Consider the following 24,638-nt stretch of genomic DNA (forward strand, 5'->3'; position numbering starts at 1 on the left):
GGTGAGCGGGCGCCTCAGCGCCCGCGCGTCGCATTCAGCATCGACACTGTGTAGAGCACCAGGCCCGCCCAGATCAGCGGGAACGCGATCATGCGCGCCGTGCCGAGCGGCTCGTGGAAGGCGAAGATGGCGATCAGGAAGATCATCGTCGGGGCGATATACTGCATGATGCCGATGGTGGAGAGTTTCAGCAGTTTGGCGCCGTTGGCATAGATCATCAGCGGCGCGGCAGTGATGAGGCCGCAGCCGAGCAGCAGGGCGGTATCGCTCCATCCGGTCTCGATGAAATGGCCTTCGCCGGTCACGAGCTCCAGGTAGAGGATGTAGAGGATTGCGGGAACGCTGAGGATCAGCACCTCGAGCAGAAAACCCTGGTTTGGGCCGAGCGGCAGCGTCTTGCGGAAGAAGGCGTAGAAGGCCCAGCTGAAGGCGAGCGTCAGCGCGATCCACGGCAGGCCGCCGCCATCGAAGGCGAGCACGACGACGGCAACGGCAGCAAGGCCGATCGCCGCGATCTGCAGTGGCCGCAGCTTTTCCTTCAACAGAACCGAGCCCATGAAGATGCTGATCAGCGGATTGATGAAATAGCCCATCGCCGCATCTAGCGAGTGCCCTGCGCCGATCGCCCAGACATAGGTGCCCCAGTTGATGGTGATAAGAGCGGCGGTCAGGGTCGCCATGGCGATCAATCGCGGCGAGCGCAGCGCATCACGGATTTCCTGCGTGCGGCCAAGCACCAGGAGCACGAGGCCGGCGATCGGAACCGACCAGAGGACGCGATGGGCAATGACTTCGGCCGGTGAAATATGCGCCAGCGCCTTCATGTAGATCGGCAGCAGCCCCCACAGCAGATAGGCAGTCAGCGCAAAGGCAAAGCCGCGCGGGCTGTCTTCGTTCTTGATGATCGGCGCGGTCGCATCGACGGACATGGGGGCGTTTCCATAATTTATCGTTATGGAACCCGCTCTAACCTAACCGCTATGAATAGGCCAATTCATTTCCGTGAATGGATGTGAAGGAGTTTTGATTTGCCAGAAACCAAAACTCTCACTCCGCGGCGATCTTTCCCGCCAGCTGCCGGTTCTTCATCAGCTTGTAGATGACCGAATCCATTAGCGCCTGGAACGAGGCGTCGATGATGTTTTCGGACACCCCGACCGTCCACCAGCGCACGCCGCTGGAATCGATGGATTCGATCAGCACGCGGGTGATCGCCTCGGTGCCGCCGTTGAGGATACGCACCTTGAAGTCGGCGAGCACGAGGTCGTCGATCTCATGCTGGTACTTGCCGAAATCCTTGCGCAGCGCTAGGTCGAGCGCGTTGACCGGACCTTCGGCTTCGGCGACCGACATCAGCGTCTGGCCGTCGATAGTGATCTTCACCACCGCTTCCGAGACAATCTTGACGCGGCCGAGGCTATCAAAGCGGCGCTCGATCATGACGCGGAAACCGTCGATGCCGAAGAATTCTGGGATGGTGCCGAGGGTGCGGCGGGCGAGCAGCTCGAAGCTGGCATCGGCGCCCTCATAGGCGTAACCCGACGCTTCGCGCTCCTTGACGATGGAGATCAAGAGGTCGAGCTTCGGATCGTCCTTGCCGACCTCGATGCCGCGGCGCTTCAGGGCATTGATGAAATTCGCTTTGCCGCCCTGGTCGGAGACCATGATCTTGCGGAAATTGCCGACACTTTCGGGCTGCACATGCTCGTAGGTGCGGGGATCCTTGAGCAGTGCCGAGGCATGGATGCCGGCCTTGGTGGCGAAGGCGGAGGCGCCGACATAGGGCATCTGGTGATCGGGCGAGCGGTTCAGCAACTCGTCGAAGGCATGCGACAGGCGGGTGAGATTGAGCAGCCGCTCCTCGTCGATCGCCGTTTCGAAACGGGTCGCATAGGTATCTTTCAGCGCCAGCGTCGGGATCAGCGTCACCAGATTGGCGTTGCCGCAGCGTTCGCCGATGCCGTTCAGCGTGCCCTGGATCTGCCGCACGCCGGCCTCGACGGCGGCCAGCGAATTGGCAACCGCCTGGCCGGTATCGTTATGCGCATGGATCCCGAGACAGCCGCCGGGAACGCCGGCCGAAATCAGCGCCTCGACGATGGCGCGGATTTCCGGCGGCTGCGTGCCGCCATTGGTGTCGCAGAGCACCACCCAGCGCGCGCCGGCCTCGTAGGCGGTCTTGGCGCAGGCGATGGCATATTCCGGATTGGCCTTGTAGCCATCGAAGAAATGCTCGCAATCGACCATCGCCTCCTTGCCGGCTGCAACCGCCGACTTGACGCTTTCGGCGATCGATTCCAGGTTTTCCTCGTTGGTACAGCCGAGCGCCACCTTCACATGGTAGTCCCAGCTCTTGGCGACGAAACAGATAGCGTCGCTCTCGGCCTGCAGCAGTGTCGCCAGTCCCGGATCGTTGGAGGTCGAGATCCCCGCGCGCTTGGTCATGCCGAAGGCGACGAACCGGGCGTCCTTGGTGCGCTTCTCGCTGAAAAACGCCGTGTCGGTCGGATTGGCGCCGGGATAGCCGCCCTCGACATAATCGAGGCCGAATTCATCGAGCATCGCCGCGATCGCAATCTTGTCCTCGACCGAAAAGTCGATGCCGGGCGTCTGCTGTCCGTCCCGGAGCGTCGTGTCGAAGAGGTAGATGCGTTCTCTGCTCATTGTCGTTCCTCCCGGCTGAGCGGGTGTTGAGTGTCAGTCACCCGCCCTCGTGGTTCGAGACGGCCCTTGCGGGCCTCCTCACCATGAGGGCTGGTCGTTGTGCCCTAGGGCACGCATGTCTCTCAGGCACCGGTCGTGCCTTGGTCGTCTTGCCGGTGGCGGCTCTATCTCCGCACGCCTCTGGGCCTCGTGGTTCGAGACGGCCCGTTGGGCCTCCTCACCATGAGGGTTGATCGTTGTGCCCCCGGGCTCTCATTCCCTGGCGTCACGCTCCCTCCATCCTCATCCTGAGGTGCCCGAAGGGCCTCGAAGGACGAGGATGGCCACCTCAGGCCTTCCCCGCAAACCTGTCCGTCGCCCGGATCAGCTGATCGAGAATCCCCGGCTCCGAAAACGCATGCCCCGCGCCCTCGACCAGATGAAACTCTGCCTTCGGCCAGGCCTTGTGCAGCTGCCAGGCATATTTGGCCGGGCAGGGCATGTCGTAACGGCCATGGACGATGACGCCCGGGATGTCCTTCAGCTTGTGCGCGTCACGCAGCAGCTGCCCTTCGTCCATCCAGCCGGCATTGACGAAGAAATGGTTCTCGATGCGGGCGAAGGCATAGGCGAACTCGGCCTCCTCGAACTTGCCGCTGGTCGATTTCTCCGGCAGCAGGGTAATCGTCTCGCCCTCCCAGATGCTCCAGGCATGCGCCGCCTCGAGCGCCACCGCCCGGTCCGAACCGGTCAGACGGCGGTTATAGGCCTGCATCATCTCGTGGCGCTCTTCCGGCGGGATCGGGGCGATGAAGCGCTCCCACTTGTCCGGGAACATCTCGGAGACGCCGAACTGATAATACCAGTCGAGCTCGGCCCTGGTCAGCGTGTAGATGCCGCGCACGATGAGCTCCGAGACCCGCTCCGGGTGCTTTTCGGCATAGGCAAGCGCCAGCGTCGAGCCCCAGGAGCCGCCGAAGACCTGCCATTTTTCGACGCCGGCCATCTCGCGCAGCCGTTCGATATCGGCGACGAGATCCCATGTGGTGTTGGCTTCGAGGTTCGCATGCGGCGTGGACTTGCCGCAGCCGCGCTGGTCGAACAGCGTCACATCGTAGAGCTTGGGATCGAAGAGGCGGCGATGCACCGGCGAGAAGCCGCCGCCCGGGCCGCCATGCAGGAACACCGCCGGCTTGGCGCCCGGCGTGCCAGAGCGCTCCCAGTAGATCTTGTGGCCGTCACCGACATCGAGGTGGCCCGACGCATAGGCCTCGATTTCAGGATAGAGCGTCCGCAACATTTCGGTCATGCCTTGAAGCCTTTCGCCGGCCAGTTTTCGGTATCGTGATCGGGATGCTGGAAGGAGATGATCGCCTCCTGCCGCGCGTAGAAATCCGGATCCGTGTGAACCGACGCATCGAAGATTTTCTCGATCCAGGGAAGCCGGGCGTCGTGGTTCACCTGGACCTGCGGCTGCAGATCGTCCCGCTCGTCGAAACTGCCGATCGCCAGCTCCAGACCGCCCGGATGCCGGTAGGTCATCGGCGTGCCGCAATCGCTGCAGAAGCCGCGCTCGATATTGATCGACGACTGGAAATAGCTGATCTCGCCGCGCGTCCATTCGATGCCGTCCTCGGGCGCCGTCACCAGCGCCGAGAAGAAGCCGCCGAACTGCTTCTGGCACATCCGGCAATGGCAGATCGACGGGCGGCCGAGCTTGCCGGAGATGCGGAAACGGATCGCGCCGCACTGGCAGCCGCCCGTTCGAATGGGTTCACTCATCTTGATTCTCCAGGGGGCCAATGATCGGTGTCGTGGTCGGGATGCTGGTGATTGCTGGATGCGATCGCGTCTTCGCGCTCGCTGCTTTCGGGTTCCGGCTCGACGGGCAGGGCGTCAAGCTCATGCGACCAGCGCATCTTGCTCGCCATGTTCGACTGCGCGACCGGCTTGACGGATTGCGGATCGTCGAGTGAGCCGAGTGTAAGGTTGATGAACTCTGCGCCCGGAACATCGTAGAACAGCGGCGTACCGCACTCGCCGCAAAAGCCGCGGCGCACGAGATCGGATGAATGAAACCATTTCGGTTCACCGCGCGTGATGTCGAAATCAGAACGCATGACACCGGCGAGCGGCAGCGAATAGTTTCCGGCTGCCTTCTGGCACATGCGGCAATGGCAGACATGCGGATAGCCGAGCTCGCCGGTAGTGCGGTAGCGCACCGCGCCGCACTGGCAGCCACCGCTCTTGTCCCGCGTTCCATTCACGACCTGTCCTCCGGCGGCCACACGGAGGTGTCGTGATCCGGGTGCTGGTAGGAGACGATCTCGTTGATGAACTCCGCCGCCTCGAGATCGTCTTCGGTGCGGATGCCCGGCAGGTCATGCAGCCTGTCGGTAAAGGGAAGCCTGGCTTCAATGCCGTACTGAATGGTCGGCGGCAGCGCGGCCGGCGTGTCGAAGGCCCCGGCGGCAATCGCCAGACCGTCCGGCGCCTCATAGGTTAGCGGCGTACCGCAATCGCCGCAGAAGCCGCGCCAGGCGAAGTTGGAAGACTTAAAGCGCTTGCGCTCCCCGCGCGTCCAGGTGAGCTCGGCGCCACGGGCCGAGACCAGCGGCGCATAATAGCCGCCCGAAGCCTTCTGGCACATGCGGCAATGACAGATCGACGAATGCGTCAGCTCGCCTTCCACCCGGAAGCGAACGGCACCGCACTGGCATCCGCCGGTGTAGACTGTCATTGCATCGTCCTCCGCGATCCCAGGTCCTGAAAAAAGACCCCTCCCGACCCTCCCCACAAGGGGGAGGGCTTACTTGTGGCACCGCTTGCAGACATCGTCATTGCATCGGCGCAATTTGAAAGGTGAGAACCAGGCGAGGCGAGCGCTAAGCCCCTCCCTCTTGTGGGGAGGGGCTGGGGAGGGGATTTGGCCAAGACCAATGATCTCACCGCTTCAACTCCCAGGTCGTGACCCGCTCGCCGCTCGCCGCATCCTTGCCGTCCTTCAGCTGCACGCCCTCGGCCAGCAGTTCGTCACGCAGCTTGTCCGCCTCGGCGAAATTCTTCGCCTTCAACAGCTCAAGCCGCGCCGCGACACGCCGGTCGATATCGAGGGCGACGGCCTCGTCCACCTCGGTCTTCTCCGGCAAAACGCCGAGCAACGCCGCACTGGCCGCAAACACCGAGGGATCGCCGCCCTGTGCCAGTGCATGCAGCGCCTGCACGGCGGCCACCGTGTTCAGGTCATCCGCAAGCGCTGCTAGCACCGCCGCATCCGGCTCGGCATCGCCGGCATCAACCGCCGACCACTTTGCCAGCAGACGCTCCGCTTCCTCGAGCCGCTTGATCGAGAAATCGATCGGCTCGCGATAATGCGTCATCAGCATTGCCAGGCGCAGGACCGCGCCCGGCCACTTCCGGCCGCCGAATGTCTCCGTGTGCAGCAGCTCGTAGATGGTGACGAAATTGCCTTCGGATTTCGACATCTTGCGGCCTTCGACCTGCAGGAAGCCGTTATGCATCCAGACATTCGCCATCACCTCGGTGCCGTGGGCGCAGCGCGACTGGGCGATCTCGTTTTCATGGTGCGGGAAGATCAGGTCCAGACCGCCGCCGTGAATGTCGAAGACTTCGCCGACATAGCGCTGGCTCATCGCCGAGCATTCGATATGCCAGCCGGGACGGCCGCGGCCCCAGGGGCTTTCCCAGCCGGGTTCGCTCTCGGAAGAAAGCTTCCAGAGCACGAAATCGCCGGGGTTCTTCTTGTGGGCATCGACGGCGATGCGCGCACCGGCCTGCTGTTCGTCGAGATTGCGCTTCGAGAGCTGGCCGTAATCGGCCATCGAGCGGGTATCGAACAGCACTTCGCCCTCGGCCTGATAGGCGTGGCCATTGGCCAGCAGTTTCTCGATGATCTCGATCATACCGCCGATATTCTCGGTCGCCCGCGGCTGATGCGTCGGCTCCAGGCAGCCGAGCGCCCTGGCGTCGTCGAGAAACTGCGTCTCGGTCTTTTCGGTGACCCGGCGGATCGCCTCGTTCAGGGGCAGGCCCGGATAGTCGCGCAGCGCCCGCGCGTTGATCTTGTCATCGACGTCGGTGATATTGCGCGCATAGACGACCTTTTCGGCGCCGTAGACATGCCGCAACAGCCGGAACAGCACGTCGAAGACGATGACCGGGCGGGCATTGCCGATATGAGCGAAATCATAGACGGTCGGACCGCAGACATACATGCGGACATTGTCGCGATCGATCGGCGCAAACACCGTCTTTTCGCGCGTCAGCGTGTTGTACAGTCGAAGTTCAGCCTGACCGGCCATGTCTTGTTCTCCCAATGCAATGTTCCGAAAAATGCCACCACCGGCGGGCCGGGGCGTTTATCTCTTTGCGTATTTGGGAGACGAAAACGGCCAGGCCAGCGAGCGCGCTAGCGAATAATCTTCCGGCAGTTAATGCAGATAACCGTTTTCATGGCGCGTTTTATGGCGCGGGAACGGGCATTGGTCAAGTGGGGGTGAGGCCGGTTCGGCAAAGCCGCTGCGATCGATCCCGTGAATCGATTGCAGGGCCGAACGCCCGAAGCGAAAGCGAAGGGCCGGGCGTCAAAGCGCGCTCATTCCATGCTATCACCGCAACTGAAACAGATGAGATCAATCCCGTGCGCCGCACCTTCCGTCTGGTCATCACCGCCATCATCCTGACGGCTGTCGCCGCCGGCGCCTATCTGGCATACGATCGGGCCATGACGCCATTCTCGCCGCCATCACTTGCCGACTATCCGATCCAGGGCATCGATATCAGCCACCATCAGGGCGACATCGACTGGGCTAGGCTGAAGGGTCAGCCCAACATCCGCTTCGTCATCATGAAAGCGACCGAAGGCGGGGATCATCGCGACCGGAAATTCGCAGACAATTGGCGGGCGGCCAAAGACGCCGGCATCATCCGCGGCGCCTATCACTTCTTCACCTTCTGCCGCCCGGGCGCAGAGCAGGCGGATAACGTGCTCGCCACCATCCCCGCCGATGCTGATGCCCTGCCGCTGGCGCTCGACCTCGAATTCACCGGCAATTGCGGCAAGGTGCCGACGCTGGACGAACTCAGCGCCGAGCTATCGGCCTTCTACACGCGCCTCGGCACCCGCTATCCCGGCCGGCCGCTGTTCTACATGAACGAAAGTTTCTTCGAGCAATATTTCGCCGGCAACGAAAACCGCTTTCCGCCACACGACCTCTGGATCCGCAGCATCGCACACCGGCCGGATTGCAGCCGCTGGTCGCTCTGGCAATTCGCCGATGATGGGACGGTGGAAGGCATCAAGGGCGCGGTCGATCTCAACGCGCTATGCCCGGAGAGCGGGCTGGCGCCGTATTTTTCCGGGCCGTCGGGCTAGCTCACGACGGCAGGTGGTAATCGACCAGCTTGTTTTCGCGGACGATGAACAGCTTGCCGGTTTCGGTCACATCGGGGCCGGTGAGCGGCAGGATCGCCTTGGCGACTTCCGACGGATGCGGCAGGCTAGCCGGGTCTTCGCCGGGAACGGCCTGGGCGCGCATGGCGGTGCGGGTGGCGCCCGGATCGACGCTGGTGATGCGCAGCGGCGTCGACTGGCTTTCACCGGCCCAGGTGCGGGCCAGTGCTTCGACGGCAGCCTTGGAGGCGGAGTACGGGCCCCAGAACGGGCGACACTTGTGGGCGGCGGCCGAGGACAGGATGACGGCGCGGCCGGCTTCGGCGCGCGTCAGCAGCGGATCGACGGAGCGGATCAGCCGCCAGGTGGCGTTGACATTGATATTCATCACCTTCTCAAAGGTCTTCGCCTCGACATGGCCGATCGGCGAGATGACGCCGAGCACGCCGGCATTGGCGACGAGAATGTCGAGCTTGCCCCAGCGTTCGAAGATCGAGCCGCCGAGACGGTCGATGGCGTCCATGTCGGCAAGGTCGAACGGCACCAGCGTGGCGCTGCCGCCCGCGGCCTTGATCGCATCGTCGAGATCCTCGAGTCCGCCGACGGTGCGGGCGCAGGCAATCACATGCGCGCCGGCCTTGGCGAGTTCGAGCGCGGTGAAGTAGCCGATGCCGCGCGAAGCGCCTGTTACGAGTGCGATCTTGCCTTCAAGGTTGATAGTCATTGTGCCCCGGTCTCTGCGTCACAGGAAAAACAAGGGGCGCAATAAGCGCCCCTCGATAAAATGTCAAAGCCGATACAGTCAGCCGTTGGTCGCCAGCAGCGAGACCTTGCGGCCTACAGTCTCGCCATCCTTGTCGAGCAGGCGGGTCGGGTAGTCGCCGGTGAAATAGTGGTCGGTGAACTGCGGGCGGGCGTTGTTGCGGTCTTCGCCGCCGACGGCGCGGTAGAGGCCGTTGATCGACAAGAATTCAAGCGAGTCGGCGCCGATATATTTGCACATCGCTTCCAGGCTCTCGTACTGGTTGGCGAGCAGCTTGTCGCGATCCGGCGTGTCGATGCCATAGAAGTCGGGGTAGTAAATCATCGGGCTGGCGACGCGCAGATGCACTTCCTTGGCGCCGGCATCGCGGATCATCTGCACGATCTTCAGCGATGTGGTGCCACGCACGACCGAGTCGTCGACGAGCACGACGCGCTTGCCTTCGATCATCGCCCGGTTGGCGGAATGCTTCAGCTTGACGCCGAAGGCGCGGATTTGCTGCGTCGGCTCGATGAAGGTGCGGCCGACATAATGGTTGCGGATGATGCCGTATTCGAAGGGAATACCGCTCTCCTGCGCATAGCCGAGTGCCGCCGGCGTGCCGCCGTCGGGAACGGGAACGACGACGTCGGCTTCGACGGGCGCTTCCTTGGCGAGGTTGATGCCCATGTTCTTGCGGGCAACATAGACGCTGCGGCCGCTGACGACCGAATCCGGACGGGCGAAATAGACATATTCGAACAGGCAGAGGCGCTCCGGCTGACCGTTGCCGGCCTTGCGGGCGTCGATGGTGATCGAGCCATCCGGCTGGATCTCACAGATGATGACTTCGCCATTCTCGACGTCGCGGATGAACTTTGCGCCGATGATATCCAGCGCACAGGTTTCGGACGCGAAGATCGGCTTGCCGTCGAGTTCGCCCATCACCAGCGGGCGGATGCCGGTGGGGTCGCGGGCGGCGATCAGCTTGGTGCGGGTGATCGCCAACATCGAATAGCCGCCTTCCATCTGGCGGATGGCGTCGATGAAGCGGTCGGCAGTCGAGGTGTAGCGCGAGCGGGCGATGAGGTGGAGAACGACTTCGGTATCGGACGTCGCCTGGAAAATGGCGCCACCGGCGATCAGCTGGCGGCGAAGGGTCAGGCCGTTGGTGAAGTTGCCGTTATGGGCAATAGCGATGCCGCCGACTTCGAGTTCGGCAAACAGCGGCTGCACGTTGCGCAGCGCCACTTCGCCCGTGGTCGAATAGCGGTTGTGACCGATCGAGATGTTGCCGGGCAGGCGGGCCAGCGTTGTCGGATTGGTGTAGTGGTCGCCGACCAGACCCATATGCCGTTCCGAATGGAAGCGCAGTCCGTCGAAGGAGACGATACCGGCGGCTTCCTGTCCGCGGTGCTGGAGGGCGTGAAGCCCGAGCGCCGTCAGCGTTGCCGCATCGGGATGGCCGAGAATACCGAAGACGCCGCACTCTTCGTGGAGCGTATCCCCGTCGAGTTCGTCATTGAGCGTCAGGGAATAGGACTGGTTCATCGATGCGGGCCTTTGCTCTCACAAGAATGGATCGGCTTTTCCATAGCATGACGCCGTGATCATGCGTTTTAAACGGCTGAGGCCCGGCAGAGCGGTTGCCCGGCCGGACCTTTACTGTACGTCCCGCTCAAATGGCAATTGCCATTGCGCAGGTCAAGCTGTTGAACACTGTGTCAATTCGACTGCGGTTGCGCAGGGGCTGCGGGTGCGGCCGGTGCTGCATCGTCCGCCGGCGCCTGATCGGCGGCCGGTGCATTGGCGTTGCCCGTATTTTCGCTCGGCGGAAGAACCTTGTCCATCACGCTCGTGCGCACCATTTGGGCGAATTCTTCCGGCAGGACCGATTGCAGCTTCACGACCATCGAGTCGAGGAACGGCTTGGACTTGGCGTTGTTGACCCAGCCCGGACGGTGATCGGCATCGACAAGCCAGTTCCAGAAGGCGACGGCAACGACGAGCAGCAGTATGCCGCGTGCAGCACCGAAGAGGAAGCCCAAAGTACGGTCAAGCGCGCCGATACGGCTGTCGATGATGAAATCGGCAATCTTCATGGTGATGAAGGAGATGACGATGAGCGCGATCAGGAACACGACCGCGGCAGAGCCGACGATCGCGATGCGGTCGTCATCGGTGTACTTCTTCGCGTAGGGCACCAGGTAGTGGTAGAGGTAGTAGGCTGCGGCAGCCGAGCCACCCCAGCTTGCGATCGACAGGACCTCGCGGGAAAAACCGCGGACCATCGCCAATACGGCGGAGAAGAGTACGACGCCGATGACAATACCGTCGAAAATCGTAATGGGCATATAAATTCAACTCCAGGGCCCTTACGTTTCCGCAAGCGGGCCGCGCCTCATTCGTGTGCATCCTATATCACTACCGTTTGCGGCAATGAAAGGATCAACCGTCGTCTTCCACACGTCGTAGCGCACCCTTCGATCCGGCGATGCGCGCGACCAGGTCCGGCAGGCTCTCTATCTCGTTCCAGCGTCCGCCCGTGCCCTTCGGCAGATCGGCGGTCGCTGTTGGAAGCAGCGCTGCAGAAAATCCCAGCTTCTCGGCTTCTTTGAGGCGCTGGGCGGTGTGCGCAACCGGTCGGACGGCCCCCGACAGACTGACTTCGCCGAAATAGACGCAATCTGCCGGGAGAGCAATACCGGCAAGCGAGGAAACAAGGGCCGATGCGACCGCGAGATCGGCTGCGGGCTCGGAGATCCGGTAGCCGCCGGCGATGTTCAGATAGACGTCGTGCTGGCCGAGCTTCACGCCGCAATGGGCTTCGAGCACCGCCAGGATCATCGAAAGCCTTGCCGAATCCCACCCGACGATGGCGCGGCGCGGCGTACCGAGCGATGTCGGCGCCACCAGTGCCTGTACCTCGACGAGGATCGGCCGCGTGCCTTCCATGCCGGCAAACACCGCCGCACCCGGAGATTTCTCGTTGCGTTCGCCGAGGAACAGCTCGGAAGGATTGGCAACCTCGCGCAGGCCCTTGTCGGACATTTCGAAGACGCCGATCTCGTCGGTCGGTCCGAAGCGGTTCTTGACCGTGCGCAAAATGCGGTAGTGGTGGCCGCGATCGCCCTCGAAATAGAGGACGGCATCGACCATGTGTTCGACGACGCGCGGTCCGGCGATCTGGCCGTCCTTGGTGACGTGGCCGACGAGTACCATGGCAGCGCCCGTCTGCTTGGCGAAACGGATCATCGCCTGCACGCCGGTTCTGACCTGGGTCACGGTGCCCGGCGCCGATTCCGCCAGGTCGCTCCACAGCGTCTGGATGGAATCGATGATCACCAGATCGGGGCGCTTGCCCTCGGCGAGCGTCGCGAGGATGTCCTCGACATTGGTTTCGGCAGCCAGCATCACGGCGGTATCGGCCGCATTCAGCCGCTGGGCGCGCAGGCGCACCTGGGCGACGGCCTCTTCGCCCGAGACATAGATGATCTTGTGTCCACGGCGCGACAATGCCGCCGCCGCCTGCATCAGCAGCGTCGACTTGCCGATACCAGGGTCGCCGCCGACCAGTACGGCCGAGCCGCGCACGAAGCCACCGCCGAGCGCCCGGTCGAGTTCGGAGATGCCGGTATGGATGCGCGGCGCTTCCTCGATCTCGCCCGAAAGCGCGGTGAGGGCAACGGGACGGCCCTTCTTCGGCGTCTTCGCCGGTCCGCCGCCGATGCCACCCATCGGATCTTCCTCGACGATGGTGTTCCACTCGCCGCAGCCTTCGCACTTTCCGGCCCAGCGGTTGTGGACCGTGCCGCAGTTCTGGCAGGTGAATTGAGTTCTGGCCTTCGCCATCAGGTTGGACTTTCAATTCTGGAGTTGGCGCCGTCATCCGGTAGCGGATGATTCGCTCTTTCATCCATATGTCGGTCCGTTCGCTCCCCAGCGCAACAGGGGATAAGCATGCCGCCGCAGCACCACACGCGCATTTAGTTTAATGATCTGCTGATCTATTGGCGAATTCTTAAGGCGAGAGGGCCATTTATAGCACGCGGAGTCCGGCATCGGCCGGCTCGTGTCAATGGTGGAGATTGACTTGAGAAAATCATACCTTGCTGTTCGCGCGCTTGTCATTGCCGCGAACATCGCTTCGCCGCTCGCAATATATCCCGCAGCCGCTGCAACGCCCCCTGCAGACGGATTGCCGAAACCCTCGATCTCCAAGGCGCTTGATGCGCTTCTGCTGCCGGTCAACAAGGCCGTCGTCAAGAAGTTCAAGCTCGCCAAGGGAGAGCATGGCGTTCTGGTACTATCCGTAAAGCCGGGTGGCATTGCCGACAAGCAGGGGATCAAGCCGGGCGACGTTCTTTCCGAGGTTCATGGCCATAAGGTTCATAAACCCGTTGATGTCGATGTCGCGGTTCGCCGCGATCTGAAGGCAGGCCATTCGGATGTTGCGCTTTCGCTGGAGCGCGATGGCGCGGTGGTCGCGGTTGCCGCTGTCATCACGATGGAGTCCTACAGCGAGGCCGTATCGCTGACCGAGGTTTCGAGCTGGGAAAGCGACACTTCCGATGCGTCCTTCTCCTATTCGGAATATGTTTCCGAAGAATCGGAGACCATCGAGTCCTCCTACGAGAGTGAGGAGAGCGTTGTCGAGGAAGCGATGACGCAGGAGGAATCTGCCACGGACGAAGAGTCCAGCGCAGATGAAGCCGACGACAGCGACGATAGTGCCGATGACGGAGACGGTGACGACGGAGACGGCGGCTCCGACGAAGAATAATCCAGAACTGAACTCGGGGTGGCCGCACGAGAGCGCGGCCACCTATTTCCCGCCGCCGCCGTCTCCGCCGTCAACCGGCGCTCCTTCGATAAAGGCTGGCGACACCAATCAAAACTAATGATTTTCCTATCATCGGCCGCGGTGGCAGGTTGCAATGCTCATTTTATGGAACATTGCTCATGCTCGATTATTCGCTCGCCCATTGGATTACTTTCCTGACAGCCGCCGTTCTTTTGAACCTGTCGCCAGGGCCTGATATGGCCTTCATCCTCGGCCATACGATCAAGAGCGGCACGCGCGCCGGTTTTTCGGCCGTCTTCGGCGTCTGGAGCGGTGCCTTCATGCATGTGCTGTTTGCCGCCTTCGGCCTGTCGGCGGTGCTGGCCGCATCGGCTTTTGCTTTTTCGGCGGTCAAGTGGGTCGGCGCCGGCTATCTGGTCTGGCTCGGCATTCAGGCTCTGCGGTCGGGCGGCGAGGGGGGCTTCATCAAGGCGGCGGCGGAAACGATGAGCTGGCGCCGGATCTACCGTCAGGGCGTGCTGGTCTCGCTGCTCAATCCGAAAGTGGCGATCTTCTTCCTCGCCTTCCTGCCGCAATTCGTCGTCGAAGGGGCGGGCCCGGTCTGGCTGCAGCTTGCCGTCCATGGCGTCCTGATCATCGCGGTGGCGATGCTCATCGAGCCGCCGCTGATCCTTGCAGGCGGAAAGCTCGCCGAACTCGTCAAGGGCAATCGCAAGATCGGCCTGTGGCTCGATCGCGGGCTCGGCGCGCTGCTGGTGGCGCTCGGCGTCCGCCTGGCACTCACCACCCGCTAAACTCGTCTATTCCTCGTCGGCGATGTATTTCCGCTCATGGCGCAGGCCGACGCTGGTCAGCATTTCGTAGCCGATCGTGCCGGCGGCACGCGCCGCGTCATCGACGGGAATATTCTTGCCGAACAGCTCGATATAGTCTCCGGCGCGGATCAGATTGTCGGGCAGGTCGGTGACGTCGAAGATCGTCAGGTCCATGGTGATCCGCCCGGCAACGGGCACCGTGTATCCTTCGAAGAAGCCCTGGCCGCCCTGCGGTAGCGCATTGCGCAGCGGCACGCCGCCGCTCGACTGGCTGCGCATGTAGCCATCCGCATAACCGGCGGCGACGATCGCCAGCCGGCTGTCGCGGGTGAGTTTCAACGCCCGCCCGTAGCTGACGCTCTCTCCGGCGCGCACGGTGCGCACCTGGATCACCCGCGCTTCGGCGGTGGCGACCGGACGCATCGGGTTTGCCATGCCGTTGACCGCCTCGCCGCCATAAAGCGCGATGCCGGGGCGGGTCAGGTCGAAGTGGTAGTTGTCGCCGAGGAAGATGCCGGCGGAAGCCGCCAGGCTTGAATCGATACCTTCATAGGCGGCGGTAACCTTGCGGAATGATTCAAGCTGCTGCTTGTTCATCGGCGAAAGCTGATCGTCGCCGCAGGCAAGATGGCTCATGACCAGGACAGGCGCAAAGCTTGCCGGACGCGATACGTCGTCGGCCAGCGCCAGGGCCTCGTCGATATGCAGCCCAAGCCGGTTGAAGCCGGTATCGACATGCAGGGCGCAGGGATAGTCGCCGTATTCCGACAGCACCGCCATCCAGAAGGCAAGCTGCTCCTCGGAGGAGATCACGGGCACCAGATCATTCTCGAAGAAGCGCCGCTCGGTGCCCGGCCAGATGCCCGAGAGCACGAAGATGCGGGCCTCCGGCGCATAAAGCCTGAGCGTCACCCCCTCATCGACGGTCGCCACGAAGAAGTCGCGCGCGCCGGCCATGTAAAGCGTCTCACCGGCATCCTCGATCCCCATGCCATACGCGTCCGCCTTGACGACAGCCGATGCCCGCGCCTTGCCCGAGCGCCGCGCCATGTCCTGCCAGTTCTGCGCAAGCGCAGAGAGATCCACGGTCAGCCGCAGACCGGCGGATTCAAAATGATCGTCTTCAAAGGCATCGGAAATATCGGTCATCGCACACATCAAAAAAGAAAGGCCGGAGAGGAGTCTCCGGCCAGTCTAAAGCGCATGATGTCAGAGGGGAAGCCCGGCGCTGCATTGCAGCAACCAGTCCTCAATGTTCTTCGTATTGCGTGAACGACGGCTCGGCGAGGTCGGCGAAGCGGGTGAACTCCGACTGGAAGGCGAGCTTGACGGTGCCGGTCGGTCCGTGGCGCTGCTTGGCGATGATGACGTCGGCGGTGCCCTTGACCTTGTCGAACAGCGCTTCCCATTCCGCATATTTCGGATCGGCGGGATCGCGGGGCTCGAGGTTCTTGACGTAATATTCCTCGCGGAACACGAAGAGCACGACGTCCGCGTCCTGCTCGATCGAGCCCGATTCACGCAGGTCGGAGAGCTGCGGGCGTTTGTCGTCGCGGCTTTCGACCTGACGCGACAGCTGCGACAGCGCCACGATCGGCACGTTGAGTTCTTTGCCGAGCGCCTTGAGGCCCGTGGTGATCTGGGTGATTTCCTGAACGCGGTTTTCGCCCGATTTGCCGGAGCCGGTCATCAGCTGAATATAGTCCACCACGAGGCAATCGAGGCCGCGCTGGCGCTTCAGGCGGCGGGCGCGCGCCGATAGCTGGGCGATCGAGATACCACCGGTCTGGTCGATATAAAGCGGCACCTTCTGCATCATCATCGAGCAGGCGACGAGCTTTTCGAAATCGGCGTCGTTGATGTCGCCGCGGCGGATCTTCGAGGAGGAGACTTCCGTCTGCTCGGAGATGATACGGGTGGCCAGCTGTTCGGAAGACATTTCGAGCGAGTAGAAACCGACGACGCCGCCATTCTTCGCCTTGTAGCTGCCGTCCGCCTGGATTTCGCCTTCATAGGCGGCGGCGATGTTATAGGCGATGTTGGTGGCAAGCGAGGTCTTGCCCATGCCCGGACGTCCGGCGAGCACGATCAAGTCCGAGCGCTGCAACCCGCCCATCTTGCCGTCGAGCGAATGAATGCCGGTGGAGATGCCGGAGAGGCCGCCATCGCGCTCCTTGGCAACGGCCGCCATGTCGATCGCCAGCGCCACGGCATCGTTGAACGACTGGAAGCCGCCGTCGTAGCGGCCGTTTTCGGCCAGCTCGAACAGGCGGCGCTCGGTATCTTCGATCTGCGCCTGCGGCGGCATGTCGAGCGGCGCGTCATAGGCGATGTTGACGACATCCTCGCCGATGGTGATCAGCGCGCGGCGCAGCGCCAGGTCGTAGATGGCGCGGCCGTAGTCTTCGGCATTGATGATGGTGACGGCTTCGCGGGCGAGGCGGGCGAGATACTCGGAGACCGTCATGTCGCCGACCTTCTCGTCGGCCTTCAGGAAGGTCTTGATCGTCACCGGGTTTGCGATCTTGCCCATGCGGATGATGTCGCCCGCGACCTCGAAGATCTTGCGGTGGAGCGGCTCGTAGAGATGGATCGGCTTGAGGAAGTCGGACACCCGGTAATAGGCGTCGTTGTTCATCAGGATCGCCCCCAGAAGCGCCTGCTCCGCCTCGATATTGTTGGGGGCTTCGCGGTAATGCTGCTCGGCAGGAGCAACGGCTGCAATCTTTCGCGCTGCGTCGTTCATCGTCATCCGTTCTGTCGTTTCTATCCCGGATTTGAAGACAGCCACCCGCAAATGCAAGTGCATGGCTGCAACAGCGCCTGCCGGTCGTCAAAATCCATTGCGCTTTGCACGTTGTTCGACTTGTCCACAGCGGCTTCGGGCCTGTGGACAAAATATGCTATCGTGTCACCCTGGGGACACGGCAGGAAGGCTGCGACTCAGGCGCCGATTCCATAGCGGTCATTTTACCCGCAAGCACCTGAAGTTAGCACTTGAAAAAATACAAACTTTGATTTAGATAGTAGTAATATAATTAGTGCACTAACAAAAATGGACTGGAATCTATGGCGAATAAGTTGCTTGGCCGTGAATTGATTGAAGACATCGCGGCCTTCACCCGCAAGCTGAGAGCGACTTTCGACGCCAGGGTGAGGGAGCGCAACATGACGCTGCCGCGCGCCCGGGTGTTCTTCAATCTCAACAAGAAGGACGGCATCAACCAGCGCGAGCTCGCCGACCGGCTGGAGCTGGAGACCCCGACGCTGGTGCGCATTCTCGATGCGATGGAAGGGCAGGGCTATGTCGAGCGCCGCGTCGCCGGCTCGGATCGGCGCGCCAAGGAAATCTACATGACGGATTCCGGGCGGGTGGTTGCCGGCGAAGTCGAGGCGCTGGCCGAGGATATTCGCGGCCAGATCATCTCCGGTATTCCCGAAAACGATCTCCGGACTACCTTGAATGTTATCCGCGCGATGCAGGCAAACCTGGCGGCCGTTCGCGGGCAATGAGGATGCTCGCATGAGCCTCGCCGAGACAGCCAATGACAATGCCGGGCCTGCCCGCAAGGGCGAGGAAGAGGCCGTTATGCCGCCGCCCGCAGCGCCTGTTCTGCCGGCGCCGCTGGCCCGCTGGAAGGTGCCGCTCTACATGGCCTCTTCGGTGCTGTTCTTCCTGACCCAGGGGTTGGGGATGAACCTGCTGACGGCCAATATCTATCAGCTGCAGGGCTCGTTCTCGGCGACCACGATCGAAGTGTCCTGGCTTTCCGCCGCCTATATGGCGCCCTATGCCAGCCTCGCCATCGCGCTCTTCAAGATCCGCACGCAATATGGCCTTCGCCGCTTCGCGGAATTCAGCATTATCTGCTTCCTCTTCGCCTCGATGATGAACCTGCTGATCACCGATCTGCATTCGGCAATCGTCGTGCGCGCTATCAGCGGCATGGCGGCCGCTCCGCTCTCGACGCTCGGCTTCCTCTACATGCTGGAAGCCTTCCCGCCGGAGAAGAAGCTTTCGGTGGGGCTTAGCCTTGCCTTGATGAACACGCTGTTTGCTGCGCCGATAGCCCGCATCATCTCTCCCTCGCTGCTCGATCTCGGCGGCTACAGCGCGCTCTACACCTTCGAGATGGGATTGGCGCTGATTGCGCTGCCGGTCATCTACCTGCTGCCGCTGACGGCGCCGCCGCGCGCCAATGTTATTCAGCGGCTCGACATCCTGAGCTATCTGCTGCTCGCCGTCAGCTTCGGCTGCCTCGCCGTCGTGCTGACGCTCGGGCGGCTCTACTGGTGGTTCGAAGTGCCCTGGCTCGGCGTCGTGCTCGCTGTCTCGATCGGCGCCCTGACGCTGATGTTCCTGATCGAGCTGCCGCGCGCCAATCCGATGATCGATCTGCGTTGGGTTCTGTCGGGCCCGAACCTGCGTATGGCCGGCTTGTTGCTGCTCTTCCGCTTCGTCTCGTCGGAGCAATCGACGACGGCGGCGAATTTCTATCAGCAGCTCGGCCTGCTCAACGACCAGACGATCCACCTCTACGGGATCATCCTCTTGTCGTCGCTCGCAGGCGGGCTCTTCTGCGCCTATCTGATGGTGACGCGCTATGTCGAGACCGCCCATGTGCTGGCGCTGATCCTGATCGCTGCTGGTGCCTATATCGACAGTCAGTCGACCAGCCTGACACGCCCGCCGGAAATGTATCTGAGCCAGGCGATGGTCGCTGCCGGTGCCGCGATGTTCCTGCCGCCGGTGATGTCCAAGGGCTTTGCCGCCGTGCTCGCCAAGGGCATGCCCTATATCGTCAACTTCCTGGTGATCTTCCTGTTCACCCAGTCGATCGGCTCGCTCTTTGCTTCATCGGTGCTCGGCACCTTCGTGGTCATCCGCGAGAAGTTTCATTCCAACGTTCTCGTCGAGCATATTCTGCTCACCGATCCGATCGTCGCCCAGCGGGTATCACAGCTTTCGGCGGCCTACGGCAAGGTCATCACCGACAAGACGCTGCTGAATGCCGAGGGCCTCTCACTGCTCGGCCAGCAGGTAACCAGGGAAGCCTATGTGCTTGCCTATAACGACGCCTTCTACATGATCTTCCTGTCCTGCCTGGCAGGTCTCGTCGTCCTTCTTCTTCATCTCGCATGGAAGCGCCGGCTCTGGCAGAACGGGCCGGAGGCAGCCCTTGCGCAATCCTGAGCCAGAGGCCCGTCCGCATGTTCAAGTCCCTCCGCTCGCCCACCTCGCTAATCGTGCTGATCGCCGGCGCCGCCGGTATTCTGCTGGTACTCTATGCCTGGCGCCTGCCGCCCTTCGTCACCTCGGTGGAGACGACAGACAACGCCTACGTCCGCGGCTACGTCACGCTGATGAGCCCGCAGGTCAGCGGCTACGTCGTCGACGTCCCGGTCAAAGACTACGAGCACGTCAAGCAGGGGCAGGTCCTCGCCAAGATCGACGACCGCATCTATGCGCAGAAGCTGGCCCAGTCGCGCGCCGCACTCGACGGCCAGAAGGCCTCGCTCGCCAATTCGCATCAGCAGGAACTCTCCGCGCAGGCGACGATTGCCTCCAGCCAGGCGCAGATCGACAGCGCCAACGCGGCGCTGAAACGCGCTCAGCTCGCCTGGGATCGCGTCGACAATCTCAGCAATCGCGGCATCGCCTCGGCCAGCGAATCCGAAGCCGCCCAGGCAACCCTCGATCAGGCGAAGGCTGCGCTCAATCAGGCGCAGGCGGCCCTCGAAGTCTCCAGGCAGAGCCTGGCGACGATCATCGTCAACCGCGCGTCTCTGGAAGCCAATGTCGCAGGCGCTGAGGCGGCGGTCCAGCTCGCCGAGATCGACCTGCAGAACACGTCGATCGTTGCGCCGCGAGACGGCCATCTCGGAGAGATCGGCGTGCGTATCGGCCAGTACGTGACGTCAGGCACGCAGCTGATGGCGGTTGTCCCCGAAGATGTCTGGGTGATCGCCAATTTCAAGGAAACCCAGCTCGATGGCATGCAGGTCGGCCAGCCGGTATCCGTCTCGGTTGATGCACTCGGCCATCACCCCCTGACCGGCCGCGTCGAGCGCTTCTCGCCGGCAGCCGGTTCCGAATTCGCCGTCATCAAGCCGGACAACGCCACCGGCAATTTCACCAAGGTTGCCCAGCGCGTCGGCGTCCGCATCAGCATCGAGCCCGGCCAGGAGCTGGCAAAGGATCTGGCGCCCGGCCTCTCGGTGGAGGTGCGCATCGACAAGAGCGCGGCACCGCTGAAGAGCGTTGCGGAGAACGAGTAACGAAAAAGCCCGGCGCAAGGCCGGGCTTTCCGTATCAGCAGATGGAAGCGAAGCTTATGCTTCGTCTTCGTCAACGCCGTCAGCTTCCGGATCGAAGAAGTCTTCCGGACGCAGGGCATCTTCGTCAACGCCGTAGATCGCGTCAACCGAGGTCAGGGTCTCGCCCTTGAGCTGGCGTTCGGCTTCTTCGGCCGAACGGGCAACGTTGAGTTCGACGTGGATCTCGACTTCGGCGTGAAGCTGGATTTCAACCTTGTGCAGGCCGATCGTCTTGATCGGCGTGTTCAGGTGAACCTGGTTGCGGCCGATGTTGAAGCCTTCGGCTGCGAGGATTTCAACGACGTCGCGGGCAGCGACGGAGCCGTACATCTGGCCGGTTTCGCCAGCCGAACGGACGACGATGAAGGACTTGCCGTCGAGAACGTCGGCAACCTTCTGGGCCTCCGACTTGCGCTCGAGGTTGCGGGCTTCGAGCGTCGCACGCTCGGATTCGAAGCGCTTCTTGTTGGCTTCGTTGGCGCGCAGCGCCTTGCCGAGCGGCAGCAGGTAGTTACGGGCAAAGCCGTCGCGAACCTTGACGGTTTCGCCCATCTGGCCGAGCTTGGAGATGCGTTCGAGAAGAATGACGTCCATGTTAGAGTTCCTTTCTTAGATGTTCGAATCTGTTGGTTTAGGGGCATCACCATCCTTGTTGGGGGTCAGTGCGATCGCTTTGCGCGTATCGGACAGACCAACGACCAGGATGAAAAAGGCTGGCAGCATCAAGAGAAGCGATGCCAGGTAGCAGAGGATCAGCGCTGGCAGGCGCCAGTCCTTGCCGCGCGTGCGGAAATGCAGCGAGGCGAAGCCGGAGAGCAGGAAGCCGGCGCCGAACGTGCCGACGACGGTTGCTCCGATCATCGCCGGAACGCCGCCGAAAAAGGTGGCGGCCATACCGGCGAGGAAGATGAAGATCGAATTGCGGTTCATGCGCAGCGCCGACGGAATGTCCTCGCGCGGACGAAGCGCGCGGCCGGAAGCATTCACGATCCGGGTGGCGATGTAATAGGCTGCAAACAGCAGAACCACCCACATCGAACCCTGGATGGCAGGCAGCATCAGCACCAGCAGCGACTTGGTCTGCGCTGCGGCGGCCGCGTCGATGTTCAGCTCCGGCTGTTGCTGGGCAAAGGAGGTGAACAGCGTATCGACCATCTGGCTGACGAGATCCGGGCCGTAGCCGATCATGAAGCCGGTGACGATGACCGCAAGCGTCACCAGGCCGCAGAGATGCAGCAGGATGTCGGAGAGCGGGTACCAGGCCATCAGATTGTCTGGGCCGCCAAGTTCGGCGGCGGGGCGGGCGAGATTGGCGAGGTGGCTGATCCAGCCGGCCGGCAGCAGCGTGACCAGCGTCATCATCAGCGCGAAGGTCGGCGAGATGGCCACGGCACCGAGAACACCGGCGGTAACGACAGCGGAGATGGCGGCGGCATTGCCCCAGCCGAGGCCGACGAGAAGAATGGGAAGTGCGGAAGCGGCGTAAAGCACGGCGCTGAACGACAATTGAACGCTCGCGCCGAGCACCAGAAGTGCGGCGGTCAAACCGGCCAGAGCGCCGATCAATAGCGTTTTAGAGTTCAGTTTGGTCACGATCGCTGTCCTGCTTTATCAAGCAGTTAGAGGGATTTTTCTGAATCGGTTTCAGAAAGACCTCAACATGGGTTTTAAGAGTTCCGATCCGCGCCCATCGCGAAAGGGAGAAGGGAAGGCATTTCTGCCTTCCCTCGATTTGGTCGCGTCAGCCGATTAGGCGACGACGTACGGCAGCAGGCCGAGGAAGCGGGCGCGCTTGATCGCCTGAGCGAGTTCGCGCTGCTTCTTCTGCGAAACAGCCGTGATACGGGAAGGAACGATCTTGCCGCGCTCGGAAATGTAGCGCTGCAGGAGACGAACGTCCTTGTAGTCGATGCGCGGAGCGTTTGCACCAGAGAAGGGGCAAGTCTTGCGACGACGATGGAACGGGCGACGAACCGGTGCGGAGGAAGCTTCAGACATTATCAGATCTCCTTAAGCGCGGTCTTCGCGGGGAGCGCGGTCCGGACGCGGGCCACGCTGGAAGTCGCCGTCACGGCGCGGCGGACGGTCGCCGAAGTCGCGGCGCGGGCCACGGTCGCCGCCTTCACGCGGGCCGCGGTCGTCGCGGTCGCGCTTCTGCATCATGGCAGACGGGCCTTCTTCGTGCTTTTCAACAGCGATCGTCATGTAGCGCAGGACGTCTTCGCTGATGCGCATCTGACGTTCCATTTCCTGCACGGCAGCAGCCGGGGCGTCGATGTCGACGAGAACGTAGTGAGCCTTGCGGTTCTTCTTGATGCGGTAGGTGAGGGACTTGAGGCCCCAGTTTTCGACGCGCCCGACTTTACCACCGTTAGCTTCGAGGACACCCTTGTACTGTTCTACGAGGGCGTCGACCTGCTGAGCGGAAATATCCTGCCGGGCAAGGAATACATGTTCATAAAGAGCCATGACAGCTTTGCCTTTCTTGCGTTTGTTTCAACCCGAACTTCGGCGGCTAAGCCTCAACGACTGCTCCTGATGGGCGAACCCAGGCAAGAAAAGCGTTTCCGAGACGGTCGAGAGCGGAGACACGGGAGGCTGGAACGCTTCCGTTCCGACGATTCCCTCGCGGAAACCGGCCCTCCGTTCAGCCACCAGCCAGAAGACCGGGTTTGCGAACAGGGGCGCTTATACGGGTTTTTCGGGAGAAGGCAAGGGTAACAGGTGAATTAACGAGTAAAGCTTGGATGGCAGTTCTACCAAAGAGAAAAGCCGCGCAAGGATTGCGCGGCTCGCTTCTTTTCTTACAGCGGCATCGGATACTGCCGGTGCACCTTCTCGATCTCGTCGAGCACCTCATGCGAAAGCTTCACGTCGGTGGCGCCGATATCGATCTTCAGCTGGTCCATCGTCGTCGCGCCGATGATGACCGAGGCCATGAAACGGCGGGTAAGGCAGAAGGCGAGTGCCATGGCCGATGGGTCGAGGCCGTGCTTGGCGGCGATCTCCAGATAGGCCTTGGTCGGCGCTTCCTGCAGCGGCTGCAGGCGGCCGCCGAGGTCGCCGTTGATCGAAGCACGTGATCCCGAGGGCTTTTCGCCGTTCTGGTACTTGCCGGAAAGAATGCCGGCGGCGAGTGGCGAATAGGCGAGCAGGCCGACGTCTTCGTGATGCGACAGCTCGGCCAGATCCAGATCGAAATGGCGATAGAGCAGGTTGTATTCGTTCTGGACGCTGGCGACGCGCGGCAGGCCCTTCTGCTCCGAGAGCGTCAGATATTTCTGGATACCCCAGGTCGTCTCGTTGGAAAGGCCGATGGCGCGCACCTTGCCGTCCCTCACCAGCGTACCTGCCGTCTCCAGAATCTCCAGAATATTGGCGGCGGCCTTGGCGCGGTCCTGCTTGAAGGGGTCGTAGTGCCAGTTCTGACGGAAGTGGAAATGGCCGCGGTTCGGCCAGTGGATCTGGTAGAGGTCGATATAGTCGGTCTTCAGCCGCTTGAGGCTGGCTTCGACGGCGAGCGTCATGTTCTTGGCATCTGCGCCTTCGCCGCCGCGGATATAGGAGCGGCCATGACCGGCAACCTTGGTGGCGAGAACCACGTCCTTGCGCTTGCCGGTCTTTTCGAACCAGCTGCCGATAAATTGCTCGGTGTGGCCGTATGTTTCGGCCGAAAGCGGCGTCGTCGGGTAGAGTTCGGCCGTATCGAAGAAGTTTACGCCTTTTTCGACAGCGTAATTCATCTGCTCATGAGCTTCTTCTTCGCTGTTCTGCGTGCCCCAGGTCATGGTGCCCAGGCAGATTTGCGAGACGGAAATGCCGGTACGGCCTAATGTATTGAACTTCATCGGAAAACCTTGAAAGCAGTGAGAGTGGGATACTCTACGGGAGGGCGGCGCAAAT

General features: G+C 62.2%; 24 protein-coding genes. 6 read left to right on the top strand and 18 right to left on the bottom strand.

Going from position 1 to position 24,638, the window contains the following annotated elements:
• Window positions 1-14: 14 nt before the first annotated feature.
• The 7 genes from rarD to cysS all read right to left on the bottom strand — a co-directional run bounded on the left by rarD (window position 15) and on the right by cysS (window position 6,965).
• Window positions 15-929 (bottom strand): EamA family transporter RarD, encoded by a 915-nt coding sequence (gene rarD / locus J2X43_RS23415; protein ID WP_310297990.1) that lies wholly within the window; start codon window positions 927-929, stop codon window positions 15-17.
• 118 nt (window positions 930-1,047) lie between these two features.
• Window positions 1,048-2,664 (bottom strand): citramalate synthase, encoded by a 1,617-nt coding sequence (gene cimA, locus J2X43_RS23420; protein WP_310297993.1) that lies wholly within the window; start codon window positions 2,662-2,664, stop codon window positions 1,048-1,050.
• Between the two features lie 328 nt (window positions 2,665-2,992).
• On the bottom strand, window positions 2,993-3,952 hold the full coding sequence (gene pip / locus J2X43_RS23425) for a prolyl aminopeptidase (RefSeq protein WP_310297996.1): 960 nt from the start codon (window positions 3,950-3,952) through the stop codon (window positions 2,993-2,995).
• Window positions 3,949-4,425, bottom strand: coding sequence for a GFA family protein (locus tag J2X43_RS23430; RefSeq protein ID WP_112390841.1), 477 nt, complete (start codon window positions 4,423-4,425; stop codon window positions 3,949-3,951). Before J2X43_RS23430 ends, pip begins: the two co-directional genes overlap by 4 nt.
• Entirely contained in the window at window positions 4,422-4,910 is a 489-nt protein-coding gene (locus tag J2X43_RS23435) for a GFA family protein (protein ID WP_310298002.1), read from the bottom strand. The genes J2X43_RS23430 and J2X43_RS23435 overlap by 4 nt, the downstream gene beginning before the upstream one ends.
• Window positions 4,907-5,383 carry a GFA family protein gene (locus J2X43_RS23440; protein WP_310298005.1) on the bottom strand — a complete coding sequence of 159 codons (477 nt, stop codon included), beginning with the start codon at window positions 5,381-5,383 and terminating at the stop codon, window positions 4,907-4,909. The genes J2X43_RS23435 and J2X43_RS23440 overlap by 4 nt, the downstream gene beginning before the upstream one ends.
• 205 nt (window positions 5,384-5,588) lie before the next feature.
• Complete coding sequence (cysS, locus tag J2X43_RS23445) at window positions 5,589-6,965, bottom strand: cysteine--tRNA ligase (protein WP_310298007.1); 1,377 nt, start codon at window positions 6,963-6,965, stop codon at window positions 5,589-5,591.
• Window positions 6,966-7,303: 338 nt separating this feature from the next.
• Here cysS and J2X43_RS23450 point away from each other — a divergent pair, with 338 nt between their 5' ends.
• Window positions 7,304-8,038: a GH25 family lysozyme gene (locus J2X43_RS23450; RefSeq protein WP_405049636.1), complete on the top strand. Its 735-nt coding sequence runs from the start codon at window positions 7,304-7,306 to the stop codon at window positions 8,036-8,038.
• 1 nt (window position 8,039) lies between these two features.
• On the opposite strand, the gene J2X43_RS23455 is transcribed toward J2X43_RS23450, so the two are convergent.
• From J2X43_RS23455 to radA, 4 genes are all read right to left on the bottom strand, one after another.
• Window positions 8,040-8,780, bottom strand: coding sequence for an SDR family NAD(P)-dependent oxidoreductase (locus J2X43_RS23455; protein ID WP_112517085.1), 741 nt, complete (start codon window positions 8,778-8,780; stop codon window positions 8,040-8,042).
• A gap of 78 nt (window positions 8,781-8,858) precedes the next feature.
• Window positions 8,859-10,349, bottom strand: coding sequence for an amidophosphoribosyltransferase (gene purF, locus J2X43_RS23460; RefSeq protein ID WP_112537536.1), 1,491 nt, complete (start codon window positions 10,347-10,349; stop codon window positions 8,859-8,861).
• Between the two features lie 173 nt (window positions 10,350-10,522).
• Window positions 10,523-11,152, bottom strand: coding sequence for a CvpA family protein (locus tag J2X43_RS23465; RefSeq protein ID WP_112390848.1), 630 nt, complete (start codon window positions 11,150-11,152; stop codon window positions 10,523-10,525).
• Window positions 11,153-11,246: 94 nt separating this feature from the next.
• Window positions 11,247-12,650 carry a DNA repair protein RadA gene (gene radA, locus J2X43_RS23470; RefSeq protein WP_112390849.1) on the bottom strand — a complete coding sequence of 468 codons (1,404 nt, stop codon included), beginning with the start codon at window positions 12,648-12,650 and terminating at the stop codon, window positions 11,247-11,249.
• A gap of 241 nt (window positions 12,651-12,891) precedes the next feature.
• On the opposite strand from radA, the gene J2X43_RS23475 reads away from it, so the two are divergent.
• Both J2X43_RS23475 and J2X43_RS23480 read left to right on the top strand, forming a co-directional pair.
• Window positions 12,892-13,581 carry a PDZ domain-containing protein gene (locus J2X43_RS23475; RefSeq protein WP_310298014.1) on the top strand — a complete coding sequence of 230 codons (690 nt, stop codon included), beginning with the start codon at window positions 12,892-12,894 and terminating at the stop codon, window positions 13,579-13,581.
• A gap of 179 nt (window positions 13,582-13,760) precedes the next feature.
• The gene (locus J2X43_RS23480) at window positions 13,761-14,396 is read left to right on the top strand and encodes a LysE family translocator (protein ID WP_310298016.1); all 636 of its coding nucleotides are present in this window, start codon (window positions 13,761-13,763) and stop codon (window positions 14,394-14,396) included.
• A 6-nt stretch (window positions 14,397-14,402) separates the two neighbouring features.
• Here J2X43_RS23480 and alr read toward each other — a convergent pair whose 3' ends face one another.
• Together alr and J2X43_RS23490 are read right to left on the bottom strand one after the other, a co-directional pair.
• Window positions 14,403-15,566, bottom strand: coding sequence for an alanine racemase (alr, locus tag J2X43_RS23485; protein ID WP_405049637.1), 1,164 nt, complete (start codon window positions 15,564-15,566; stop codon window positions 14,403-14,405).
• A 100-nt stretch (window positions 15,567-15,666) separates the two neighbouring features.
• Window positions 15,667-17,163 (bottom strand): replicative DNA helicase, encoded by a 1,497-nt coding sequence (locus J2X43_RS23490; RefSeq protein WP_310298694.1) that lies wholly within the window; start codon window positions 17,161-17,163, stop codon window positions 15,667-15,669.
• Window positions 17,164-17,486: 323 nt separating this feature from the next.
• Here J2X43_RS23490 and J2X43_RS23495 point away from each other — a divergent pair, with 323 nt between their 5' ends.
• Genes J2X43_RS23495 through J2X43_RS23505 form a run of 3 tightly spaced genes read left to right on the top strand, consistent with a single transcriptional unit; the run spans window position 17,487 to window position 20,696 of the window.
• Window positions 17,487-17,930, top strand: a complete 444-nt coding sequence (locus J2X43_RS23495) for a MarR family transcriptional regulator (RefSeq protein WP_310298022.1) — start codon at window positions 17,487-17,489, stop codon at window positions 17,928-17,930.
• A gap of 10 nt (window positions 17,931-17,940) precedes the next feature.
• Window positions 17,941-19,611, top strand: coding sequence for an MFS transporter (locus J2X43_RS23500; protein ID WP_310298025.1), 1,671 nt, complete (start codon window positions 17,941-17,943; stop codon window positions 19,609-19,611).
• A gap of 17 nt (window positions 19,612-19,628) precedes the next feature.
• On the top strand, window positions 19,629-20,696 hold the full coding sequence (locus J2X43_RS23505; RefSeq protein WP_310298028.1) for an HlyD family secretion protein: 1,068 nt from the start codon (window positions 19,629-19,631) through the stop codon (window positions 20,694-20,696).
• Between the two features lie 54 nt (window positions 20,697-20,750).
• Here J2X43_RS23505 and rplI read toward each other — a convergent pair whose 3' ends face one another.
• The 5 genes from rplI to J2X43_RS23530 form a co-directional block, all read right to left on the bottom strand.
• Entirely contained in the window at window positions 20,751-21,329 is a 579-nt protein-coding gene (gene rplI / locus J2X43_RS23510) for a 50S ribosomal protein L9 (protein ID WP_310298031.1), read from the bottom strand.
• A 15-nt stretch (window positions 21,330-21,344) separates the two neighbouring features.
• Complete coding sequence (locus tag J2X43_RS23515) at window positions 21,345-22,328, bottom strand: DUF2232 domain-containing protein (protein ID WP_310298034.1); 984 nt, start codon at window positions 22,326-22,328, stop codon at window positions 21,345-21,347.
• A gap of 156 nt (window positions 22,329-22,484) precedes the next feature.
• Window positions 22,485-22,733, bottom strand: coding sequence for a 30S ribosomal protein S18 (gene rpsR, locus J2X43_RS23520; RefSeq protein WP_004680498.1), 249 nt, complete (start codon window positions 22,731-22,733; stop codon window positions 22,485-22,487).
• A gap of 12 nt (window positions 22,734-22,745) precedes the next feature.
• Window positions 22,746-23,204, bottom strand: coding sequence for a 30S ribosomal protein S6 (gene rpsF, locus J2X43_RS23525; RefSeq protein WP_112390859.1), 459 nt, complete (start codon window positions 23,202-23,204; stop codon window positions 22,746-22,748).
• A 335-nt stretch (window positions 23,205-23,539) separates the two neighbouring features.
• The gene (locus J2X43_RS23530) at window positions 23,540-24,583 is read right to left on the bottom strand and encodes an aldo/keto reductase (protein WP_310298114.1); all 1,044 of its coding nucleotides are present in this window, start codon (window positions 24,581-24,583) and stop codon (window positions 23,540-23,542) included.
• Between the last annotated feature and the right edge of the window lie 55 nt (window positions 24,584-24,638).

Origin of the sequence: Rhizobium sp. BE258 (assembly GCF_031457345.1) — a bacterium.
Classification (GTDB): Bacteria; Pseudomonadota; Alphaproteobacteria; order Rhizobiales; family Rhizobiaceae; genus Rhizobium.